At 73.4% G+C, this 18,900-nt stretch carries 17 protein-coding genes; 1 reads left to right on the forward strand and 16 read right to left on the reverse strand.

Annotated elements, in window-relative coordinates:
- Positions 1-19: 19 nt before the first annotated feature.
- The 16 genes from caldi_RS13765 to prfB all read right to left on the reverse strand — a co-directional run bounded on the left by caldi_RS13765 (position 20) and on the right by prfB (position 17,523).
- Complete coding sequence (locus caldi_RS13765; RefSeq protein ID WP_264842326.1) at positions 20-640, reverse strand: hypothetical protein; 621 nt, start codon at positions 638-640, stop codon at positions 20-22.
- A 120-nt stretch (positions 641-760) separates the two neighbouring features.
- Positions 761-1,456, reverse strand: coding sequence for a Crp/Fnr family transcriptional regulator (locus tag caldi_RS13770; protein ID WP_264842327.1), 696 nt, complete (start codon positions 1,454-1,456; stop codon positions 761-763).
- Positions 1,457-1,682: 226 nt separating this feature from the next.
- Entirely contained in the window at positions 1,683-2,981 is a 1,299-nt protein-coding gene (locus caldi_RS13775; RefSeq protein ID WP_264842328.1) for a PDZ domain-containing protein, read from the reverse strand.
- A gap of 18 nt (positions 2,982-2,999) precedes the next feature.
- Positions 3,000-4,235 (reverse strand): S41 family peptidase, encoded by a 1,236-nt coding sequence (locus caldi_RS13780; RefSeq protein WP_264842329.1) that lies wholly within the window; start codon positions 4,233-4,235, stop codon positions 3,000-3,002.
- 165 nt (positions 4,236-4,400) lie between these two features.
- Positions 4,401-5,564: a peptidoglycan DD-metalloendopeptidase family protein gene (locus tag caldi_RS17675; RefSeq protein WP_319951763.1), complete on the reverse strand. Its 1,164-nt coding sequence runs from the start codon at positions 5,562-5,564 to the stop codon at positions 4,401-4,403.
- Positions 5,565-5,608: 44 nt separating this feature from the next.
- On the reverse strand, positions 5,609-6,487 hold the full coding sequence (gene ftsX, locus caldi_RS13790; protein ID WP_264842330.1) for a permease-like cell division protein FtsX: 879 nt from the start codon (positions 6,485-6,487) through the stop codon (positions 5,609-5,611).
- Entirely contained in the window at positions 6,477-7,166 is a 690-nt protein-coding gene (gene ftsE, locus caldi_RS13795; protein ID WP_264842331.1) for a cell division ATP-binding protein FtsE, read from the reverse strand. The genes ftsX and ftsE overlap by 11 nt, the downstream gene beginning before the upstream one ends.
- A 216-nt stretch (positions 7,167-7,382) precedes the next feature.
- Complete coding sequence (locus tag caldi_RS13800; RefSeq protein ID WP_264842332.1) at positions 7,383-7,637, reverse strand: DUF1657 domain-containing protein; 255 nt, start codon at positions 7,635-7,637, stop codon at positions 7,383-7,385.
- Between the two features lie 113 nt (positions 7,638-7,750).
- Positions 7,751-8,719, reverse strand: a complete 969-nt coding sequence (locus tag caldi_RS13805; RefSeq protein ID WP_264842333.1) for a transketolase family protein — start codon at positions 8,717-8,719, stop codon at positions 7,751-7,753.
- Positions 8,716-9,579, reverse strand: coding sequence for a transketolase (locus caldi_RS13810; RefSeq protein ID WP_264842334.1), 864 nt, complete (start codon positions 9,577-9,579; stop codon positions 8,716-8,718). The genes caldi_RS13805 and caldi_RS13810 overlap by 4 nt, the downstream gene beginning before the upstream one ends.
- Positions 9,555-10,376, reverse strand: coding sequence for a WecB/TagA/CpsF family glycosyltransferase (locus caldi_RS13815; RefSeq protein WP_264842335.1), 822 nt, complete (start codon positions 10,374-10,376; stop codon positions 9,555-9,557). The genes caldi_RS13810 and caldi_RS13815 overlap by 25 nt, the downstream gene beginning before the upstream one ends.
- Position 10,377: 1 nt before the next feature.
- Positions 10,378-11,532: a polysaccharide pyruvyl transferase CsaB gene (gene csaB / locus caldi_RS13820; protein WP_264842336.1), complete on the reverse strand. Its 1,155-nt coding sequence runs from the start codon at positions 11,530-11,532 to the stop codon at positions 10,378-10,380.
- A complete protein-coding gene (locus tag caldi_RS13825) occupies positions 11,529-13,643 on the reverse strand; it encodes a DUF5693 family protein (protein ID WP_264842337.1) in 2,115 nt (704 codons plus the stop codon). Before caldi_RS13825 ends, csaB begins: the two co-directional genes overlap by 4 nt.
- A gap of 11 nt (positions 13,644-13,654) precedes the next feature.
- Positions 13,655-15,793, reverse strand: coding sequence for a DUF5693 family protein (locus caldi_RS13830; protein WP_264842338.1), 2,139 nt, complete (start codon positions 15,791-15,793; stop codon positions 13,655-13,657).
- 75 nt (positions 15,794-15,868) lie between these two features.
- Positions 15,869-16,393: a hypothetical protein gene (locus tag caldi_RS13835; protein WP_264842339.1), complete on the reverse strand. Its 525-nt coding sequence runs from the start codon at positions 16,391-16,393 to the stop codon at positions 15,869-15,871.
- Positions 16,394-16,409: 16 nt separating this feature from the next.
- A protein-coding gene (gene prfB / locus caldi_RS13840) for a peptide chain release factor 2 (protein ID WP_406568088.1) occupies positions 16,410-17,523 on the reverse strand; the annotation gives its coding sequence in 2 pieces (ribosomal slippage) (positions 16,410-17,453 and positions 17,455-17,523; 1,113 coding nt in all).
- Positions 17,524-18,191: 668 nt separating this feature from the next.
- On the opposite strand from prfB, the gene caldi_RS13845 reads away from it, so the two are divergent.
- Positions 18,192-18,896, forward strand: coding sequence for an energy-coupling factor ABC transporter permease (locus caldi_RS13845; protein WP_264842340.1), 705 nt, complete (start codon positions 18,192-18,194; stop codon positions 18,894-18,896).
- Positions 18,897-18,900 lie beyond the last annotated feature (4 nt).

Below are 18,900 nucleotides of genomic sequence, written 5' to 3' on the forward strand. Positions count from 1 at the left end.
TGTCACAAGCCCGGCGGCCTCACCGCCTGGGCGTGGAGAGGAAGCCCTGGGCGAAGCAGGCGGTCATGAACAACAGGAGCGGGGCAAGGATGGAGAAGATGAAGCTGGCCGGCAGGATGGGCAGGCCTGCCTTCAGGAAGGCGAGCGCGATGCCGCCGATGCCGATCAGCACCCCGCCGAGCCCCACCCAGAGGAAGCCGCGTGGGGCCCTGCCCGTGAGCCCTGCAAGGACCGGGAGAGCGACGATCAGGAGGCCGGCGACCGCGTGAACCACCGCAAGCACCAGGGTGGCCAGCCCGCTCGGCCCGGAGACGCGGGTGAGGGCGATGCCCAGCAGTCCGACGATCGCGAAGGCGGCGTAGGGCTTCTCATATCTGGGAAAGAACTCCGTGACGAGCCCGAGGGACAGCGTCGCCGGGATGAGACTGGCCACGACGACCACGAGCGGGTTGCCCAGAACGCCGTAGCCGAGGCCGATGAGCAGCAACCCGGCCGCCAGGAGGACCGCGAAACTCGCCAAGTAGTACACGGGTGCGCGTCCGGCGCGCAGACCGCTCCTGAGATCCCGGTACAATCGCCAGATGACGTAGATGGCGATCAGTCCCGTCCCCAGGAGCACGACCTTGTCCAGAACGTTCATGGACTCTCCCTCCTTGTTCGCACGTTCACACAGTTGCCGGCGAGGGCGCGCAAGAGGGGAACCGGCTGCCACCCTCAACGTAGCAGCCGGTTCCCTGTCAGGTGTTGACTTTTGTCAAACCTACGCCAGGAAGCTCGGTCCTCCCTCGCCTTCGATCCCCTCGGCGACCCCGTGCAGCCGGCACGGATCGAGGAGCTCGATGCGGAAGTGCCCCTCGTCCCGAATCAGGCCTTGCCGCCGGAACTCGCCGAGGATGCGGACGGCGGTCTCCAGCCGCACGCCGATGATGTTCGCCATCTCCCTGCGTGACAGCGCCACGACGTACCGCCCGTCCGGCGTCCGTTCCGCCATCGAGAGGAGGAGGCGGGCGGCGGAAACCCGGGCGGGGACGGTGACAAGGCCATGCAGACGTAGGTACGCGCGCCGCAACTCCTCCGCCATGCCAGCGAGCAGGCATCTGCCGAGCTCCGGATCCTCCGAGACGAGCCGAAGCGCCTCATCCCGACCCACGTAGCAGACCTCCGCGCCCGTGTGACCGGCCCGCGCGGTCGCCCAGTGCTCACTCCACGGGCCGAAGCCACAGATGCCCGCGATGCCGCCGGCGGCAGCGATCCGCACGATGTGCTCCCGCCCCGCCTCGTCGACGATGAACTCGACGACCCGCCCCTGCCGCACGATCCACCAGCCGGTCGCTTCGTCCCCCTGGCGGTACAGGACGTCCCCGCGTCGCAGCCGCCTGACGTGGCTGACCTGGCCAAGGCTCACCATCCGCTCGTAGAGGTCCTTCCAGCAAAACGGTGCCCCTTGCGTCCGCACCGGGCACAACTGGCACTTCTCAGGGAGGGTCTTCGCGACGGTGGCACACACGCCGGCCACCCCCGGCCACCCGGGCGGTGGTGTGGTAAGGCACCAGCTACACCCGGACGGTTCGTGCAGCCCTAAGGCTACCGGAAGGGCCGAAGACAGTCAATGACACGGAGAGTCTACGGACTTTCCCCCGGGACTAGTTCTGTGGTCTCATCTCCGCGCGATCGCAGACGCCTCACGCCGCCCCCCTGTCCCTCCGCCCCCGCCACCATCGGCCCGCGGCGCCGGCCAGGCGGGCGAGCCGGCCGGGAACCGGATTGACGAGGGGCTGGTCGCCGGCCTCCGGGATCAGGATGAGCCCGAGCCCGTCGAGCCCCGTGGGGGGCCGGGGGATGCGGCGGGTCTCGACCTCCTGTCCCTGCCGGAAGGTGAGCCAGAACCAGGCGGGAGACTCGGCAACGGCCTGCTCCAGGTCGGCCCGGCTGCTGACCGGGCGGCCCGAGACCTGGAGGATCACGTCGCCGGTCCGGAGCCCGGCCAGGGCGGCGGGGCTGCCGGGCAGCACGTCCAGCACGCCGACCCCCCGCCACGGCCGGGTGAAGGCGGGCGCGCCCCGCAGTTCCCGCCGGGCCATCCCGACCGCCAGGTACTCGTGCCCGAGCCCCGCGAACAGCGCCGCGGCCCAGAGGAGGACCCGGCTGCGGGACGCGAGGGCGGCCAGCCCGAGGAGCACCAGGCTGTACACGGCGAGCCAGCCGGCCGACCGCCGGGCCCGGGCGGGCGGCAGCGCGGTCACGGCCAGGTCGCTGTAGCCCATCGCCACCACGATGGGGACCAGGTCGAGGGCGAGGGTCGCGGTGGAAGGCGCCAGGGCGGGGTCGGGCTGGATGAGGGGCCACCAGGACGGCAGGTGAAGCGGCGCGGCGTCCGGCGGGAGGCTGCTCATCAGCACCCCGACCGGCAGCACGAGCGGGACCGGCCAGAACCGCTGCAGCTGGAAGGCGCCGACGACCTCCCCGCTCCGGTTCCGGAGCGTCACCGGCGTGGCCGCGCCGGCTCCGCCCGTCCAGATCAGGAGCGCCTCGGCCAGGTGAAGGAGCCCCACCAGGGCCGCCAGGCTCGGGATGTCGACCCGGGGCCAGCCGAAGAGGAGCGATGAGACGCCGATCAGGGTCGTCGCGTACGAAAAGCAGAGAAACCGGGGGTGCAAGAGGCCCAGCGCCAGGGCGACGGGCCACAGGAGCAGCCACGCCGGCGTGCCGGCCTCGGGCTGGATGACGACCACCCCCGCCCACAGGCCGGCCAGGCTCACGGTGGCGCCGGCGAGCACCCCGTGGACGAGGGAGTCGCCCAGAAGCCGCAGCGGCGCGTTCTTCGGCGCCCCGTAGAGGTGCGCCTCGACCGCGGCAGTCCGCCGGTACTGCGCCCAGACGAGCCACAGCACGGCCAGGAGCAACCCGCCCGCCACGGGGTTGAACAGGAACATGCCGAGGCGGGCGAACAGCAGGCGGGTGAGGTCGAGGTAGGAACCCAACGGCCTTCGCTCCTCCGGCTACGTGTTCTTCTGTCCCATCCTTTGCCGCAGGACCTCCACCGCCTTCTCGACCTGCGGGTCCCGCCCGCCGTCGCGGGCGATGGCCTGACCTTCCGGCATCGGCACGAGCACGTCGGGCTCGATGCCCCGGCCGTGGATCATGTGGCCGCCCGCGGTCAGGTAGCGCGCGGTGGTGAGCTTGAGGGCGGCGCCGCCCTGCAGGTCGATGAAGGACTGGACCGACCCCTTGCCGAACGTCCGCGTCCCCACCAGGGTGCCGGCGGACCGGTCCTTGATGGCTCCGGCCACGATCTCGGAGGCCGATGCGCTCCCCCCGTCCACCAGCACGGCCAGCGGGAGGCCCAGCGGCGACCCCTTCGCGTACAGCGTCTCCTTTCGCCCGTCGCGCGAAACCACGTAGGCGACCGGCCCCCGGGGGACAAAGAGGGAGGCCACGTCCACCGCCTCGCCCAGGAGGCCGCCCGGGTTCTGGCGCAGGTCGAGGACCAGGGCCCGCATGCCCTGCCGGCGGAGTTCGCCCAGCTTCTCGGCCACCCGGCCGGCGATCCCGGTGTTGAACTCCTCGATCCGGATGTAACCGACCCCGGGCGCCCAGGACAGCATGGTGCCCTCCATCTGGGGCACCTCGATGCGCGCGCGCTCGACGTCGACGTCGAACTGCTCCCGGTACGGCCAGCGGGAGATCGTGAGCCGCACGCGGGTGCCGGCAGGGCCGCGGATGAGGTTGACCACCTCGTCGATGCTCATCCGGGTCACGTCGCGGCCGTCGACGGCCATGATGCGGTCGCCGGTGCGCAGGCCGGCCTTCTCGCCCGGCGTGCCCCGCAGGGGCCGGACCACGGTGATGTAGTCGTCCTTCAATTCGACCTGGATGCCGATCCCGGCGAAGCTGCCCTCGAAGTGCCGCAGGTAGCTGCGGTACTCCTCGGGCGTCAGGTAGAGCGAGTAGCGGTCGCCGGTCGCCTCGACCAGGCCCCGCAGGGCGCCGGTGAGCAGGTCCTTCTCCGGCACGGGGTCGACGTAGTTCTCCAGGACCTTCCGCCGCGCTTCCTCGAGGACCCGCCACTCCGCCGCCAGACCCTGGGCGGCTGCCCCGGGTCCGGAGAGGGAGACGCCCAGCCGCGCCAGGAGGGGCCCGGCGACGAACCGGGCCTGCCCGGCCGCAAAACCCGCGGTACCGGCGAAAACGGCGATCAGCAGCGCACCGACGAGTGCCCTGCGCCGCTCCAGCAAATCCCTTCACCCTCTCGCCACGCCCGCGTGGCGACGGCTCGTAATGTCCCAGAAATGTATGCCGGCACTCAACACTATACCACGAGCCGGCCCGCGTGTCCGGCGAGGGGGGACCGCGCGGCCGGCCCGGGGAGACGCCCGAACGTCCGGGTGCGCGAAGGCCGGCTACCTCGGCAGGTACGGGAGCGGGTCGACGGCCTTGCCGTTCGCCCAGATCTCGAGGTGCACGTGCGGGCCCGTCGAGTACCCGCTGCTACCGGCGTAGGCGATGACCTGGCCCGCCTTCACCTCGTCACCGGCGCTGACCGCCAGCCGGGAGTTGTGACCGTACAGGGTCGCGTAGGTGACCCCGCCCACCGTCCCGTGCAGGATGATCACCGTGTTCCCGTAACCGCCCCGCCAGCCTGCCGAGACCACCCGGCCGGACTCAGCCGCCCGCACCGGCTGCCCGTAGCTTGCCGCAAGATCGATGCCCCAGTGCATCCGCCGCTGCTGGGCGATGGGGTGCCACCGCTCGCCGAAGGGGCTCGTGACCCGCACCGGCGAGACCGGCCACTGGAAGACGATCTGCCCCCGGGCCCGGGCCAGCTGGCGGCTCCACTCGGCGATCTGCTTGGCGATCAGGGCGTTCTGGCGGTCGATCTCGTCAAGCTCGGCCCGCACCCTCGCTCGCGCCGCCTCCAGGTCGGCCTTGTACTGGTTCGCCTTGACCTCCTGGATGCGGGCTTCCTCCCGCCGGCGGGCGGCCTGGTCCCGCAGCGCGGCCACCCGGTTGCGCCGGGTTTCCATCGCCTGGCGCCGGGCGGCGGCTTCGGCCTGCATCTGGCGGACGTCGGCGACCAGACGGCTGTCCTGCTCGGCCATGAGCTGCAGGAACTCGAAGCGGCTGAGGAAGTCGGAGAAGCTCGTGGCCCCGAAGAGGACCTCCAGGTACTCCACCTGGCCGTCCACGTATGCCACCCGGACCCGCTTGCCAAGGGCCTCCTGCTTCTTCGCCAGTTCGGCCGTGACGCGCTCGAGCTCGGCCTCGGCGGCGGCAAGGTCGGCCTCGGCGGCCTCGAGCTCCCGGCTCAGCCGGGCGACCTCGGCCTGAGTGGCCCGGAGCTCGTCGAGGGCGCGCCGGTACGCCAGGGTCGCGTCCTGCACCTTGCGGTCCAGCTCGTTCAGCCGGGCCCTGGCGGCACGCCGCTCCGCCTCGAGCTGCGCCTGCTGCTCCCGGGCCTGGCGGATCTGGTCCTCCAGCGAATCGGCCCGGACCGTGGCAGGCAGCGCGAGGGCAGCGGCGGTCAGGATCAGGGCAACGGCGCGGCGAAGGGGCGCGGCTCGCAAGGCGCGGGACACCTCCGTGCGTCCGGGCCCGGGGCCCGGGATGTCTACACCTTCAGGAAGCGGCGCAGGCTCAGGAAGCTCCCGGCAGCCCCCAGGAGGGCACCGAGGGCGAGAAGCCCCAGGGACAGGTCGAGGGCGATGGCGCCGGGGGGTACGACCGGCAGGAAGGGCATGTTCACGTAAAGGGTGCGCACCACGTAGTCGTAGCCGAAGTAGGTGACGAGCACCGCCACCCCCGCGCCGAGCGTCCCGAGGAGGATCCCCTCCAGGACGAAGGGGCGCCGGATGAACCAGTCGGTGGCGCCGACGAGCTTCATGATGGCGATCTCGCGCCGACGGGCGAAGACCGCCAGGCGGATGGTGTTGGAGAGGATCAGCACCGTGGCGAAAGCGAGGAGGACCACCAGCGCGATCCCCGCCGCCCGGACCATCCGGGTGACGGCCAGGACCTTCTCCACGACCCCCTGCCCGTAGCGGACGCGCCACACGCCGGGCAACTGGGCGGCCGCCTCGCCCACGGAGGCGATGGCGTCGGCGCGCTCGAGGCGCAGATCGACGGCGTCCGGCAGCGGGTTCGCCTCCAGCGCCTGGACGACGTTGGGGCCGAGGCGCTGGCGCATCAGCTCGAGGCCCTGCTCCTTCGGCACGTAGGTGGCGGACTCCACCCCGGGCAGGCGGCGCAGGCGCTCGACCAGCGCCGCCTTCTCCCCCTCGGTCAGGTCGGTGTCGAGGTACACCTTGATCTGAAGCTGCGACTCCACGCTGCCGGCCATTAAGCTGACGTTCACGGCCAGCAGGACCACCACGGCCAGCACGAGCAGGGAGATCGCCACCGTGGAGATCGACGCCAGGCTCATGAGGCCGCTGCGCCCGAGGCTGGCGACCGCCTGGCGGAGGGACCAGGCCCACGGGCTAAATGGCATAGCCGTAAGATCCCTTCTGGTCGTCGCGGACCAGGACACCGTCCTCAAGCGCCACCACCCTTCGCTGCAGGGCGTCCACGATCTCCCGGGCGTGGGTCGCCACGATCACGGTGGTACCCATGCGGTTGATCTCGAGGAGGAGCTTCATGATCTGCCACGAGTTGTCGGGGTCGAGGTTGCCCGTCGGCTCGTCGGCCAGCACGAGGCTGGGGCTACGGACGATCGCCCGGGCGACCGCGACCCGCTGCTGCTCGCCGCCGGACAGCTCCTGGGCGCGCTGGTGCGCCTTGTCGAGGAGCCCGACGAGCTCGAGCGCGGCCGGCACCCGGCGCTGGATCTCCCGGTAGGAGGCCTCCGTCACCTGGAGCGCGAAGGCCACGTTCTCGTACACCGTCCGCTCCGGCAGGAGCTTGAAATCCTGAAAGATCACCCCGATGTTCCGGCGCAGGTACGGCACCTGGGAGGGGCGAAGCCGGGTGACGTTGACCCCGCCCACGATCACCTGCCCGCTCGTCGGCAGTTCTTCCCGGTAGATCAGGCGGGTGAGGGTGGACTTGCCGGCCCCGCTGGGACCGACGATGAAGACGAATTCCCCCCGCTCCACGTTGAGGGTGATGTCACGCAGTGAAGGGCGGGACTGCCCGGGGTACTGTTTGCTGACGCGGACAAACCGGACCACGGGTTTCCCACTCCCGGATGTGGTTGGTGTTGAAGGGTTCCACGTGGAAAAGATACATTATCCGTCAACATTTACCTGGGTGATCTTCGACAAGCAAACCTTCGCTTCCTGCTACGGGTTTGCAGTCGAATTCTGGTTCGCACCAAGGCCAGAGGCCGGGGCACGTACCCCGGCCTCTGGCCTCGTGCTGCGGCGGCAGATCCCGGCGCCCGCACCCTAGCCCCGCACCGGAGGCCGGGCCCCGGCCTGCTGCGCCGCCTGCTGCCTGACCTTGTACTGGGGCTCCTGCGACTCCACGTGGTTCACGCGGCTCCGCAGGCTGCCGATCACGTGCTGCTCCATCGCCTGGGCCATCTGGTAGAACTGCGTCTTGACCTTCGGGTCCTGCGTGTCGTGCCCGAAGGTCTCCAGCTGGGCCTTCAGGCTCTCCGCCTGCGACAGGGCCTGGTGCAGCTTGGAACCCACCGTCACGCCCGCTCACCCCCGGCCCGGCGTGTCGCGCAGAACCGGGCCGCCAACTAGTTTGACCGGGCGGCTGGCCGCGGCCGGGGCGCCGTGGGCGGGAATTCGCGGCGCGCCTGCCGCTAGCGCGCCGCCGCCCGAGCGCGCCGCGCGATCGCGGCCCGCGCGGCCTCCGCGATGTCCTCTGCGGTGAGGCCGTACTTCTTCAGGAGCTCGTCCGGCCTGCCGGACTCGCCGAACACGTCCCGGACGCCGACCCGCTTCACCGGGACGGGCGCCTGGTCGGCGACGACCTCGGCCACCGCGCCGCCGAGTCCGCCCAGGACGTTGTGCTCCTCGGCCGTCACGATGGCACCGCACTCCTCGGCGGCCCGGATCACGGCGCCGACGTCGAGGGGCTTGATGGTCGACATGTTGATGACCCGCGCCCCGATGCCCTCCGCGGCGAGCGCCTCGGCCGCCTCCAGGGCCGGCGCGACCATCACCCCGCAGGCGATGATCGCCACGTCCCGGCCTTCCCGCAGGGTGGCCGCCCGGCCGATCCGGAACTCGTAGTCCTCGGGGAGCACGACCGGGACCGCCGGCCGGCCGAGGCGGACGTAGCACGGACCCGGATGCTCCGCCACGGCGAAGGTGGCGGCGCGGGCTTCCACGGCGTCGGCCGGGACGATCACGGTCATGTTCGGGATGGCCCGCATGAGCGCGAGGTCCTCGATCATCTGGTGCGAGGCGCCGTCCTCGCCGAGCGTGATGCCGCCGTGGCTCACGCAGATCTTCACGTTGACGGCCGAGTACCCGATCGCGTTGCGCACCTGGTCGTAGGCCCGGCCGGCGCCGAAGATCGCGAAGGTGCTGGCGAACGGGATCTTCCCCGCCAGCGCCAGCCCGGCGGCGATGCCCATCATGTTCGCCTCGGCGATGCCCACGTTGAAGAAGCGCTCGGGGAAGCGCTCCGCAAACTTGTACGTGTAGGTGGACTTGGAGAGGTCGGCGTCGAGCACGACCACGTCGGGGTTGCGCTCCCCGAGCTCGACGAGGGCCTCCCCGTACGCCTGCCGGGTGGCGATCTTCTTCTGGCTCACGACGCTCACCGTGCACGCACCTCCTGCGGGGACGGCGCAGAAGGCGCGTCCTCCCGGTCGATCTCGCCGTACAGGTCCTCGAGTTCCTCCACCTTCGGGTACCAGCTGTGGGACTTCACCGTGCCCTCCACGGCGGCGATGCCCCGGCCCTTGCGGGTGCGGGCGACGATGCAGGTCGGCCGCTCCCGGGTGGCCCGGGCCTCGGCCAGCGCGGCGAAGATCTGGCGGTAGTCGTGCCCGTCGATCTCGACCGCATGCCAGCCGAACGCCCGGAACTTGCCGGCAACGGGCGCCGGGTCGTTGATCTCGCTCACGGGCCCGTCGATCTGCAGGCCGTTGTAGTCCACGATCGCGCACAGGTTGTCCAGGCGCCGGTTGCCGGCGAACATCGCCGCCTCCCAGACCTGGCCCTCCTGCAGCTCGCCGTCTCCCAGGAGGGCGTAGACACGGTAGCCCTTGCCGTCGAGCTTCCCGGCCAGCGCCATGCCGATCGCCTGGCTCAGGCCCTGACCCAGGGAGCCCGCCGAGATCTCCACCCCGGGCAGCTTGTGCCTCGCCGGGTGGCCCTGCAGCCGGCTGTCGATGCGCCGGAACGTGTCCAGCTCCTCCGGCGGGAAGTAGCCCCGGCGGGCCAGGAGCGCGTACAGGAGCGGCGATGCGTGCCCCTTGGAGAGGCAGAAGCGGTCCCGGTCCGGCCAGTCGGGGCGGGACGGGTCGAGCCGCATCTCCCGCCAGTACAGCGCCACCCCGATCTCGACCGCCGACAGCGAGCTGCCCGCATGCCCGGACTGCGCCCCGGCGACCTGCCGGACGATGTCCTTCCGGATCTGCCGGGCGATCGCCCTCAGTTCCCTGTAGTCTTCCTCCATGGCGGTTCCTCCTGCTGGGCTGCGTCACCGCCCCCGCCTCCGGGGCCCAGGCCGAGCCGCTCGGCCAGGACCCGAAGCGCGAACCCGATGAGAGGCGGCAAGGAACGGCGATAGCGGCCGAAGCGGACGATGCGGTAGACCCACTCGAGGTTCAGGCGGATCATCCAGTCGGGGGCACGCCGGGCCTTCCCGGCCCAGAGGTCAATGCCGCCGCCGATGCCCATCGCCAGCGGCACCGCCAGCTCCGTCAGGTGGCGGGCGAGCCACTTCTCCTGAAGCGGCGCCCCCATGCCCGTCAGGAGCACGTGCGGCCTGGCGGCGCGGATCGCCGCCACGACTTCCCGGTCCGCCTGCGGTTCGAAGTGGGCCCAGTACCCATCGCGCCGGCCGCAGACCGTGATGTTCGGGTACCGCGCCTGGAGCCGCCGGGCTGCCTCCGCGACCGTGTCCGGCGTGGAGCCCAGGAGGAACACCCGCGTGCCGGGCGGCGCGCCGGCCAGCACGCCGGCCGCCAGATCCACGCCCGCCACCCGCTCCGGCACGGGCCTCCCGAGGAGGCGGGCGGCCAGCACCACGCCGGCGCCGTCCGGGACCACGAGGTCGGCCTGGCGCAGGACCTGCCGCAGCTCGGGGTCCCTGCGGGCAGCCATCACGATCTCCGCGTTGGGGGTCACGACCAGGTGGGGCGCACCGCTCGCCACGAAGTCCAGACAGCGGCGGACGGCTTCGGCCAGGGTGACCCGGTCGACCGCGACCCCCAGGATCACGCTCCGACCCCGGTCGGATGCTTTTTTCATGCTAGCTCCTCCGCCGGACGAAATCAAGGGCGAGCCGGGCGGCCTGCATGGCATCGGCTGCCAGTCGCGCCGTGACGGCCCGGAGGCGCCGCCCTTCCACCGCCCGGCCCTTGAGCGCCGCCAGGCCGGCCTCCACCAGCGCCTGCGGGTCCAGGTCCTGCACGCTGCCCGCCGTCACCGCGCCCACCTGGCGCAGGAAGGCGTCGATCTTCGGGTCATAGGAGACGCCCACCGGCGGCACCCCGGCCATGGCGGCGAAGACCAGGGCGTGGTAGCGCATGCCGACGAGGAGGTCGCAGGCGGCCACCGCGTCGAGGGCGTCGCGGTACGTCCAACCGTCCGCGTGCGGCACGGCGGCGGGCTCGGCCATCGCTTCGGCGACGGCCCGGGCGACCTGGAGGTCGGCGGGGGGCTGCAGGGGAAGGAAGACCACCGTGCCCCCCGTCCGGCGGGCCAGGCCGTCAAGGGCCTCGGCCAGGCGGTGCCAGCCCGGCTCCCCCCGACCCGGCCAGGGCCGCACCGATACCCCGATGAGCGGCCCGCCGGAGTCGCGGGGCGGCAGCGACACGCCGGCCGCGGCGAGAAGCCGCCGCCCCCGCGCCGGATCGCCGGGCTCGAGGGCCAGGGCGGCGTCGGCCGCCACGAAGAGGCGGGGGTGGCGCACCCCGAGGCGGTACAGGAACTCGCCCGACTCGGGGTCCCGTACCGTGATGAGCGCCACCCGGGACGCCACCAGCCGGGTCAGGAGGCGCCCGGGCCAGCGGCGGATCGGCCCGACGCCCTGGGCGTGGAACACGACCGGCCGCCCCCTGAGCATCGCCATCACGGCCAGGCCGAGATAGAAGGGGATGGAGCGGAGGCCCGTCACGTCCTGGAGGAGGCTCCCGCCGCCGGCCAGCACGAGGTCGGCCCGGCCCATCTCCTGCCAGATGCGCCGGATGCGGTTGCGGGAGACGGCCTCGACGCCGTGCACCCGGCGGGTCTCGGCCGCCTTGCCGGAGACCACCACGAACTCGGTCCCCGGCTCCACCTTCCGGAAGGCGCGGACGATGCCGGCGAGGATCGCCTCGTCGCCGGCGTTGCGGAAACCGTAGTACCCGTAGACCAGGACCCGGGGCGGAGCGCCGCCGGCCGCCGGCCGCCCCGAGGGGCTCACGGGCGACCCTCCCGGCCCAGGGCTCCCTCCACCCACCGCAGCACCAGGGCGGCGAGTCCCGCGGCCGCCGCCCCGGCGAGCGCCCCCAGCCAGAGGCCGTGCACGGAGCGGACGAGGGACACGAGGAGCGGCGTGCGCAGGTGCGAGAAGGAGTTGACCACGGAGACGGCGCCGGTCACGGCGGCCAGGACGAACGGCAGCGCCCAGGCCCGCAGCCCCCGGTGCACGAAGACCACCGCCAGGGCCAGGGCCGGGTAGGCGATGGCGAACTCCTTGGTGCGCGGGCGCACCACCAGCGCCCGCTCCAGCGCCGACCGCAGGGCCAGCTCCCACTCCGGCACCGGCACCAGCGGGAAGTTACCCGAGCGCTGGATGTACCAGAAGGCCGCCACCGCGGCGAGGAGCCCGAGGGCCACGTGCCGCCAGCGCACGACGGCGCCCGACCAGCCGGCGATCTCCCGCGCCGCCGAACGGGCGATCTCGCCGGGCCGGCCGGTGTGGCCGGCCAGCACGTAGCCCAGCGCGACCAGGGCCAGGGGCGCCGCGAAGGCGAGCTTGACCCCGCGGAAGTAGCGAAACTCGAGGGCGTAGGTGACGTCGCCCAGGAGTCCCGCGACCAGCAGGCCGCCCAGGAGCGCGAAGCCGAACAGGGCCACGAAGGCAACCGCTCCCTCGCGCAGGAGGTTCACCGGGGCGGCGGGCTTCGCCGGTCCGCCCTCCGGGGCCTGGCCGAGGTCACGGCGCGCCGAGGCGCCCCACCGCGCGAGAACCCACAGGCCGCCGAGCGCGGGGAACACGACGGCCGTCGCCAGGGCCAGGGCCTGCGGGCCGGTGACCGGCGCCACGCGGGTGAGCCCCAGGGCGCCACCGATCCCGAGCGCCGCGAGCAGGCCCGCGGTGCTCGCGCGCAGCGGCCACAGGAGCGCGAGCGCGTAGAGGCCCGCACCCACCGCGCCCAGCCCCACCAGGCCCCGCTGCCACCAGGGCGTCCAGAAGGGGGCGATGCGGCCCGGAGCGCCCGGCGGGTAACCGTGCCCGGCGAGGCGGCGAGACAACAGGGAGAAGTACTGGAGGTTCGTCTCGACCACGCTCCGCCCGGGCTCCTGCCAGCCCAGGAACGGGCGCAGGTAGAGGATACGGATGTTCCGCTCCTGCACCGAGCGAAGCCACTTCTCCACCGTGACCTCCGGCCGGAACTTCTCGATCTCCGCCTGCCCCATGGAGTACACCCGGGCGACGGGATAGCCGGCGGCGCGCGCGACCGCTTCGGCGCCCTCCTGCGGGGCGAATCCGAGCTGTGAGGCGTGCTCGATCATGCCGATCAACAGGCCGCGGCGCCGCACCTCCTCCGCCACGGCGGCGAGCGCGTCCGCGCCGCGCCCGTCACGGCGGAAGCCGAGCACCTCGCGCCCCCAGAAGAGGACGGCCCGGGCCTCCGGCGCCAGCCGGTCGAGGTCGGCGAAGACGTCCCGGACGAGGGCCGGCGTCGCCGCCGGTGCGGGCCGCGGCCGGGGAAACGCCTCGAGGCCGGCGCGGTGGACGAGGTCGAAGTCGGCCGGGTCCCACCCGGCGCCGTACTGCTCCAGGTCCGCCGGGGAGACGTCCAGCTCGATCACCCCGCTGCCGCCCTCGCCGGGCCCGGGCCGGTGCCAGACGGCCCGCTCCGGCCCGAGTCGGGCGGCCAGCGCGCGGTGAAGATCGCCGGCGTCGGTGCCGGGAGCCGGGACCACGTACGTGTGGGAGGCGACCAGGCGGCCCTCCCGCGCCAGCCGGCGCAGGGTGGGGGTGGCCCGGTCGGTCGCCGCGAGCTCCGCCAGGACCTCGGCGCCCGTGAAGACGGCGGCGGCGCCGTTGCGCGCGAGGTCGGGCACGCTGCGCTCCGGAACCGCCACGGCGGTGACCCCCGCCTGCTTGAGCTGCGCCAGCAGGCGATCGAGCGGGTACCCCTGCTCGGCCGCGAAGTCGCGGAAGGCCGGCAGGTCCACCGCCAGCATCACGCTGCGCGAGCCCTCCTCGCTCCGGTGCCGCACCACCAGGACCGGCAGGGCCGCCACGAGCGAGACCAGCATCAGCGCCCCGCCGAACCGCCGGGCGAAGGCATCCTTACGCATCGCTGCCCCCCTCATGTCGCCGCCCTCCGGCGGTCCGCCCCTGCCCGCCGGCGCAGGGCATCCTGCACCGCCAGCCCGGCCGCCGTCCCCAGCACCAGACCCGCTGCCTCCCGCAGGGCCTCGCGCCCGAGCGGCGACCACGGCCCGGCGAGGGCCGTCGCCAGCGTGCCAGCCGCCAGCCCGCCCAAGGCGACTGCCCAGAGCCCGGGCCGGCTGCGGCCGCGCCGCAAGAGCCACCCCGCCGCGCCCAGCGCCGGGTAGGCGAGAAGGACCTCCACCGGTCGGGGAGCCCACAGGCCGAACGCGCCCGCCACGCCCGGGGGCGAGGGCACCGGCTCCGGGGTCACCGGCGCCCCGGGAGCGGTGGGCGGCGGGGCCGTGTCGGCCAGCCGGGCTGCCTCCGCCGAGCGCTGGGCCGTCAGGAGCGCGTCCAGCGCCACCACCCCCGCCAGCGCTACCGCTGCGGCGAGCACGAGGAGGGGGCCGGCCCGGACCGGGCGGTCGCCGGCCCGGGCCAGGTCCCGCACCGCCCGCGGTCCCCGCAGCCACGCCCAGTGCACCAGGTAGAGGATGACCGGCAGGAGCGCGAGCCCGGCCCCGGGGCGGGCGACAGGCTCCGGGAGGCTGCCCGCCAGCGCCCGCGCCGCCAGGCCCCCGGCGGCGGCGTACGGCACGAGCCGCAGGAGCATCTGCCCGAGGACGATCCGGTCCCCCAGCGGCCCCGGGTCGAACGCCCGGGCGCCCTGGCGCGCGACCAGGGCCGCGGTCTTCACCTGGGCGTCGAGCCCCAGCGACGCGGCCCCCATCACCCCGAGGGCCGGCCAGGTGACGAGCGGAAGGCGCGCCGCGAGTTCCCGGGCATCCGGGGGGCCGGCCGCGGCCAGCCAGGTGCCCCACGCCACCACACCGAGGGCCGCCGCGGTCACCGCCGCGTAGGCCGCCACGCCGTGGTCCGGCCCCGGCGTCCAGAAGCGCAGGAGAAGATGTACGAAGGAGGCCGCGGCCCCCGCCCCGGCCAGCGCCAGGAGGACCCCGCCGGCAGTCCCGGCCGCCCGCGGGTCTCCCGGCCTCCCGTGGCCCTGCCCGGGGCCCAGCACCCCCGGCCGTAGGCCCGCGCGGGGAAGCGCGGCGCGCAGGGACCGCAGCGCCGCCGTCTGGCGCGCCAGATCCGCTTCCGGCTCGGCTGACTCGGGCCAGAGGCCGAAGACGAACAGCCGCACCCCGTCCTGGGCCGCCAGCCGCAGCCAGTCCGCGGGGCCTTCACCGTGCACGGTGCGGTGCGCCCGCACGGCGGAGAGCCCCGGGGTGCCAGCGAGGTCACGCAGCCCGAGCGGCCCGCCGGGAGCCGCGGCGAGCGTGCCCCCGGGTCCGACCGGCAGCGCGGCGCCCACCGGCACCGCCAGGATCGCGCCGCGGCCGGCCAGGGCCGCGCCGAATTCGACTGCCCGGCCGGGGTAGCCGGGAACCTCGGCACCCTCCGGGTACACGGGCCGTCCCGGCTCCAGCGCCGATGCGGGCGCGGCCGGGTCGGCCGGGCGCAGCGGGGCGCGGACGAGGCTCGGGAACGGGTTTCCGACCCCGTAGGCGACCGCCAGGCCGTGGCGCCGGACCAGGTCGGCGTCGGCGGGCAGGTGCCCGAGGGGCATCACGAGGAGCGCCGACGCCCACGGCCGGTCCGGGTCGCCGATCGGCGCCTGCACGGCCAGGACGGCGAGAGACGGGTCGCCCCGGGCGGCCGTGCGGCGGACGCGCTCCGCCCCGAGCCGCGCGCGGAGGGCGGACTCGAGCCAGGCCGCCAGCTCCGGATTGTCCCGGACGAAAACGTAGGTCTCGTCCGCCCGGACCTCTTCCGGCGGCAGCGCGAAGGCGGGGTCGAGCCGTGCTCGCGCCGCGGCCTCCCCGCCGCCGATCACCTGGACGCTCACCCGGAAGGCCGGGGGATAACCGGCCTGGCCCTGCTGGAGGAGGTCGTACAGGGTCTTCTCCCCCACCAGGGCCGAGGTCGCGCCGGCCTCCCGGAAGCGATCGAGGATCCGCCCCGGGTCGAGGTTCCGGATGGCCGCGAAGCGGCGGACCGCCCCCAGGTCGACGGCCAGCTCGACCGCCGGGCCGGGACCGGGCTGCCGTGCCAGCAGGAGGACCGCCGCCACGAGACCGAGCATTTCCAGGATGACGAGAAAGCGCTTGAGGACCAGCCGCAGCGCCTCCCTGCCGATGGCTCCGTGCTACTGCACCGCGAACGCACCGCGGACGAGGAGGATCGCCGCGGTGGTGGCCACCACGCCACGCCCGTCGGAGCGGGGGACGAGCAGGAGGTGGTTCGCCGCCACGTCCTGCCCGTTGGCCACGTCCCTGCCCGCCGTGAGGTCGCTCAGGCCGCCCAGGCTCGTGGGCTCCGTCGCCACCTTGACCCGGCCGGTACGCAGGATGATCTCCGTGCCGCCCTCGGCCACCAGCCGCTGGCCGGGGGCCAGCTGGACGACCTCGAGGGTCGGGGCGGCCGCCGGGACGCCCGGACCGACCGGTGCAGCGCCTGACCCGCCCGCGCCTCCGGAACCCAGGCCCTGGAGCGCCCGGGTGACGTACTCCTCGACGAAGCTCCGGGTCACCACGGGGTCGTCCGCCGAGCCCGGCTCCGGCGCGGGCCGGGCCGCAGCCCGGGCGCGGACGGCGAGAAACCCTGCGGCCGTCACTGCGGCGAGGGCCGCCGCACCTGCGGCGGTAGCCCAGCTGCGTCTCCACCGGCTCACCGAATCGCCTCCGCTGCTACCGGACCAGCTCGCCCGCCGCCCGCTTCTGAAGGTAGGCGTAGATGAACCCGTCGATCTCGCCGTCCATGACGGCCTGGATGTTGCCGACCTCGTACCCGGTGCGGTGGTCCTTGACGAGCGTGTACGGCTGGAACACGTAAGACCGGATCTGGCTGCCCCACTCGATCTCCATCTTCGGGCCCTTCAGCTGGCCCAGTTCCCGCTCCATCTGCTCCAGCTTGAGCTGCGCCAGACGGGAGCGGAGCATGCGCATGGCCACCTCGCGGTTCTGGATCTGGGACCGCTCCTGCTGGCAGGAGACCACGATCCCCGTGGGCAGGTGGGTGATGCGGACCGCCGACTCCGTCTTGTTCACGTGCTGGCCGCCGGCGCCGCTGGAGCGGAACGTGTCGATCCGCAGGTCCTCCGGCCGGATCTCGACCTCGCCGTCGTCCTCGACCTCCGGAGTCACTTCCACGGCCGCGAAGCTCGTGTGCCGGCGGGCCGCCGCGTCGAACGGGGAGATCCGGACGAGGCGGTGCACGCCCATCTCGGGGCGCAGGAAGCCGTAGGCGTGAGGGCCACGGATGGCGACGGTCGCGCTCTTGAGCCCCGCCTCCTCGCCCGGCAGGGTGTCGAGGATCTCGACCTTGTACCCCCGGGCCTCGGCCCAGCGGGTGTACATCCGGAGGAGCATCTCGGTCCAGTCCTGCGCCTCCGTGCCGCCCGCGCCGGCGTGCAGGGTCAGGATCGCGTTGTGGTCGTCATAGCGGCCGGTGAGGAGCCGCTCCAGCTCGAACTTGCGGACGTCCTCCTCCAGCGCCGACGCTTCCCGGGCGGCCTCCTGGCCGAGTTCCGGGTCCGCGGCCTCCTCGGCCAGCTCCACCATGACCTCCAGGTCCTCCGCGCGCCGGCTGAGGGCCTCCCAGCGCTCCAGCGGCTCCCGCAGGCTGCCCAGTTCCTTCAGGACCTTCTGCGCCTGCGCCGGGTCATCCCAGAAATCCGGACGGGCGCTCCGGGCTTCGAGTTCCCCGATCCGCCGCTGCCGGCCGTCCCAGTCAAAGAGACCCCCTGAGTTCGGCCAGACGGGCCTTGATGCGCTCGGCGCGGCGGGCGATGTCTTCCAGCATGCACGAGACCCCCATTTCCGCCGCATCGCCCCGCCCGGAGGCGGGGCTGCGCTCGCACCCTATTGTAACATGGGCCGGACGGGGGTCACAACGCGGCCATGACCCGGCCGGCTGCAGGGGCACCGCCGGCGGGCGGCCGCTGCCGGGCAACGCACGAGTCCGTGCGGCGTGGAACGACCGCAACCGTACGGCGCCGGCACAAAACGTGAGCCGGCAGTACCGGGAGGGTTGGCACAACCCTTGTGCCGGTGAACCCGGGAAGGCGCATTCCACCGTCGGGGGATCGGCCGGAATGCCGGAGCCGTGTTCCATAACACAACTTATGTGTCGCCTTGACGGCCGGCAAGCCCCCTTCGCACCCGAACGAGGACACGTTCTGTGCCACCTACTCCGGGGGTTTGCGGGTCAAATCCTGTACCGGTACCGCCGTTGTCGCCCAAGCGGCCGCGTCCCCGCTACCCGCCAGCGGGTGCCGGACACTGCTGGCCGGGCGCCGGTGCCGGCCGGCCGCGCCCGGCGGGGGGCTCAGCCTGGGATGGCATCGGGAGGTACCACACGGAACCCGACGCCCAGATAGGAACGACTTGCATTAGGAACGACTTGCAGGTAGAATGGGCATCGGCGGGTGACGCGCCGCGAAACCTGATGGTGGCAAAGGAGGGCGCCCGGTGACCCACCTCGAGATCCCGGACGGTGTGATCCCCTGGCCGTACCTGCTTCTGGGATTCGTGGTGACCGGCCTGATCGTGCTTTGGGCCAGCAGGCAGGTACCGAGGGCCGAAGCTGCGGCGCGGGTGCCCCGCGTCGCGGCGCTGGCCGCTCTCATGGTCCTCGGCCAGTCGGTCCCGCTGGGCTTCATCCCCTTTCACCTCAACCTGACCGTGCTGGCGGGCATCCTCCTCGGCCCCGCGCTGGGAGTGCTGGCGGCGGTAACGGTCAACATCGTGCTGGCCCTCATGGGGCATGGCGGCGTGACCGTGATCGGCCTGAACAGCCTGGTGCTGGTGACGGAGACGGTGCTGGGCAGCGTGGCGTTCACGGGGCTCCGGCGGCGGTTGGCGCCCGGGTTGGCGGCCGCCGCGGCTGCCGGCGTCACCCTTGCGCTGTCCCTGGCCCTCATCCTCGGTGTGGCACGTCTGGCCGGCGCCCAGCCCTGGCAGGTCATTCACGTGGAAGAGGCCGGCGAAGAGCACGGGGAGGCAACTCCGGAACCGGCGGCCGGGGAGCCCGGGCAGAGCATCCGGACCTTCCTGGCGGCGACCGTGCCCGTGTTCCTGATCGGGGCGGGGATCGAGTCGGCCGTCACCGGGGCCGTGACCGGCTACATCGCCCGGGTGCGGCCGGATCTTCTCGGCCTCCCGGGCCTCCGGTAGGGGG

Source organism: Caldinitratiruptor microaerophilus (genome assembly GCF_025999835.1).
Taxonomy (GTDB): Bacteria; Bacillota; Sulfobacillia; order Symbiobacteriales; family ZC4RG38; genus Caldinitratiruptor; species Caldinitratiruptor microaerophilus.

Excerpts from the sequence above, each read along its gene's own strand:
- caldi_RS13765 (WP_264842326.1), bottom strand. The coding sequence starts at position 640 with ATGAACGTTCTGGACAAGGTCGTGCTCCTGGGGACGGGACTGATCGCC.
- ftsX (WP_264842330.1), bottom strand. The coding sequence starts at position 6,487 with ATGCCATTTAGCCCGTGGGCCTGGTCCCTCCGCCAGGCGGTCGCCAGC.
- caldi_RS13810 (WP_264842334.1), bottom strand. The coding sequence starts at position 9,579 with ATGGAGGAAGACTACAGGGAACTGAGGGCGATCGCCCGGCAGATCCGG.
- caldi_RS13815 (WP_264842335.1), bottom strand. The coding sequence starts at position 10,376 with ATGAAAAAAGCATCCGACCGGGGTCGGAGCGTGATCCTGGGGGTCGCG.
- caldi_RS13825 (WP_264842337.1), bottom strand. The coding sequence starts at position 13,643 with ATGCGTAAGGATGCCTTCGCCCGGCGGTTCGGCGGGGCGCTGATGCTG.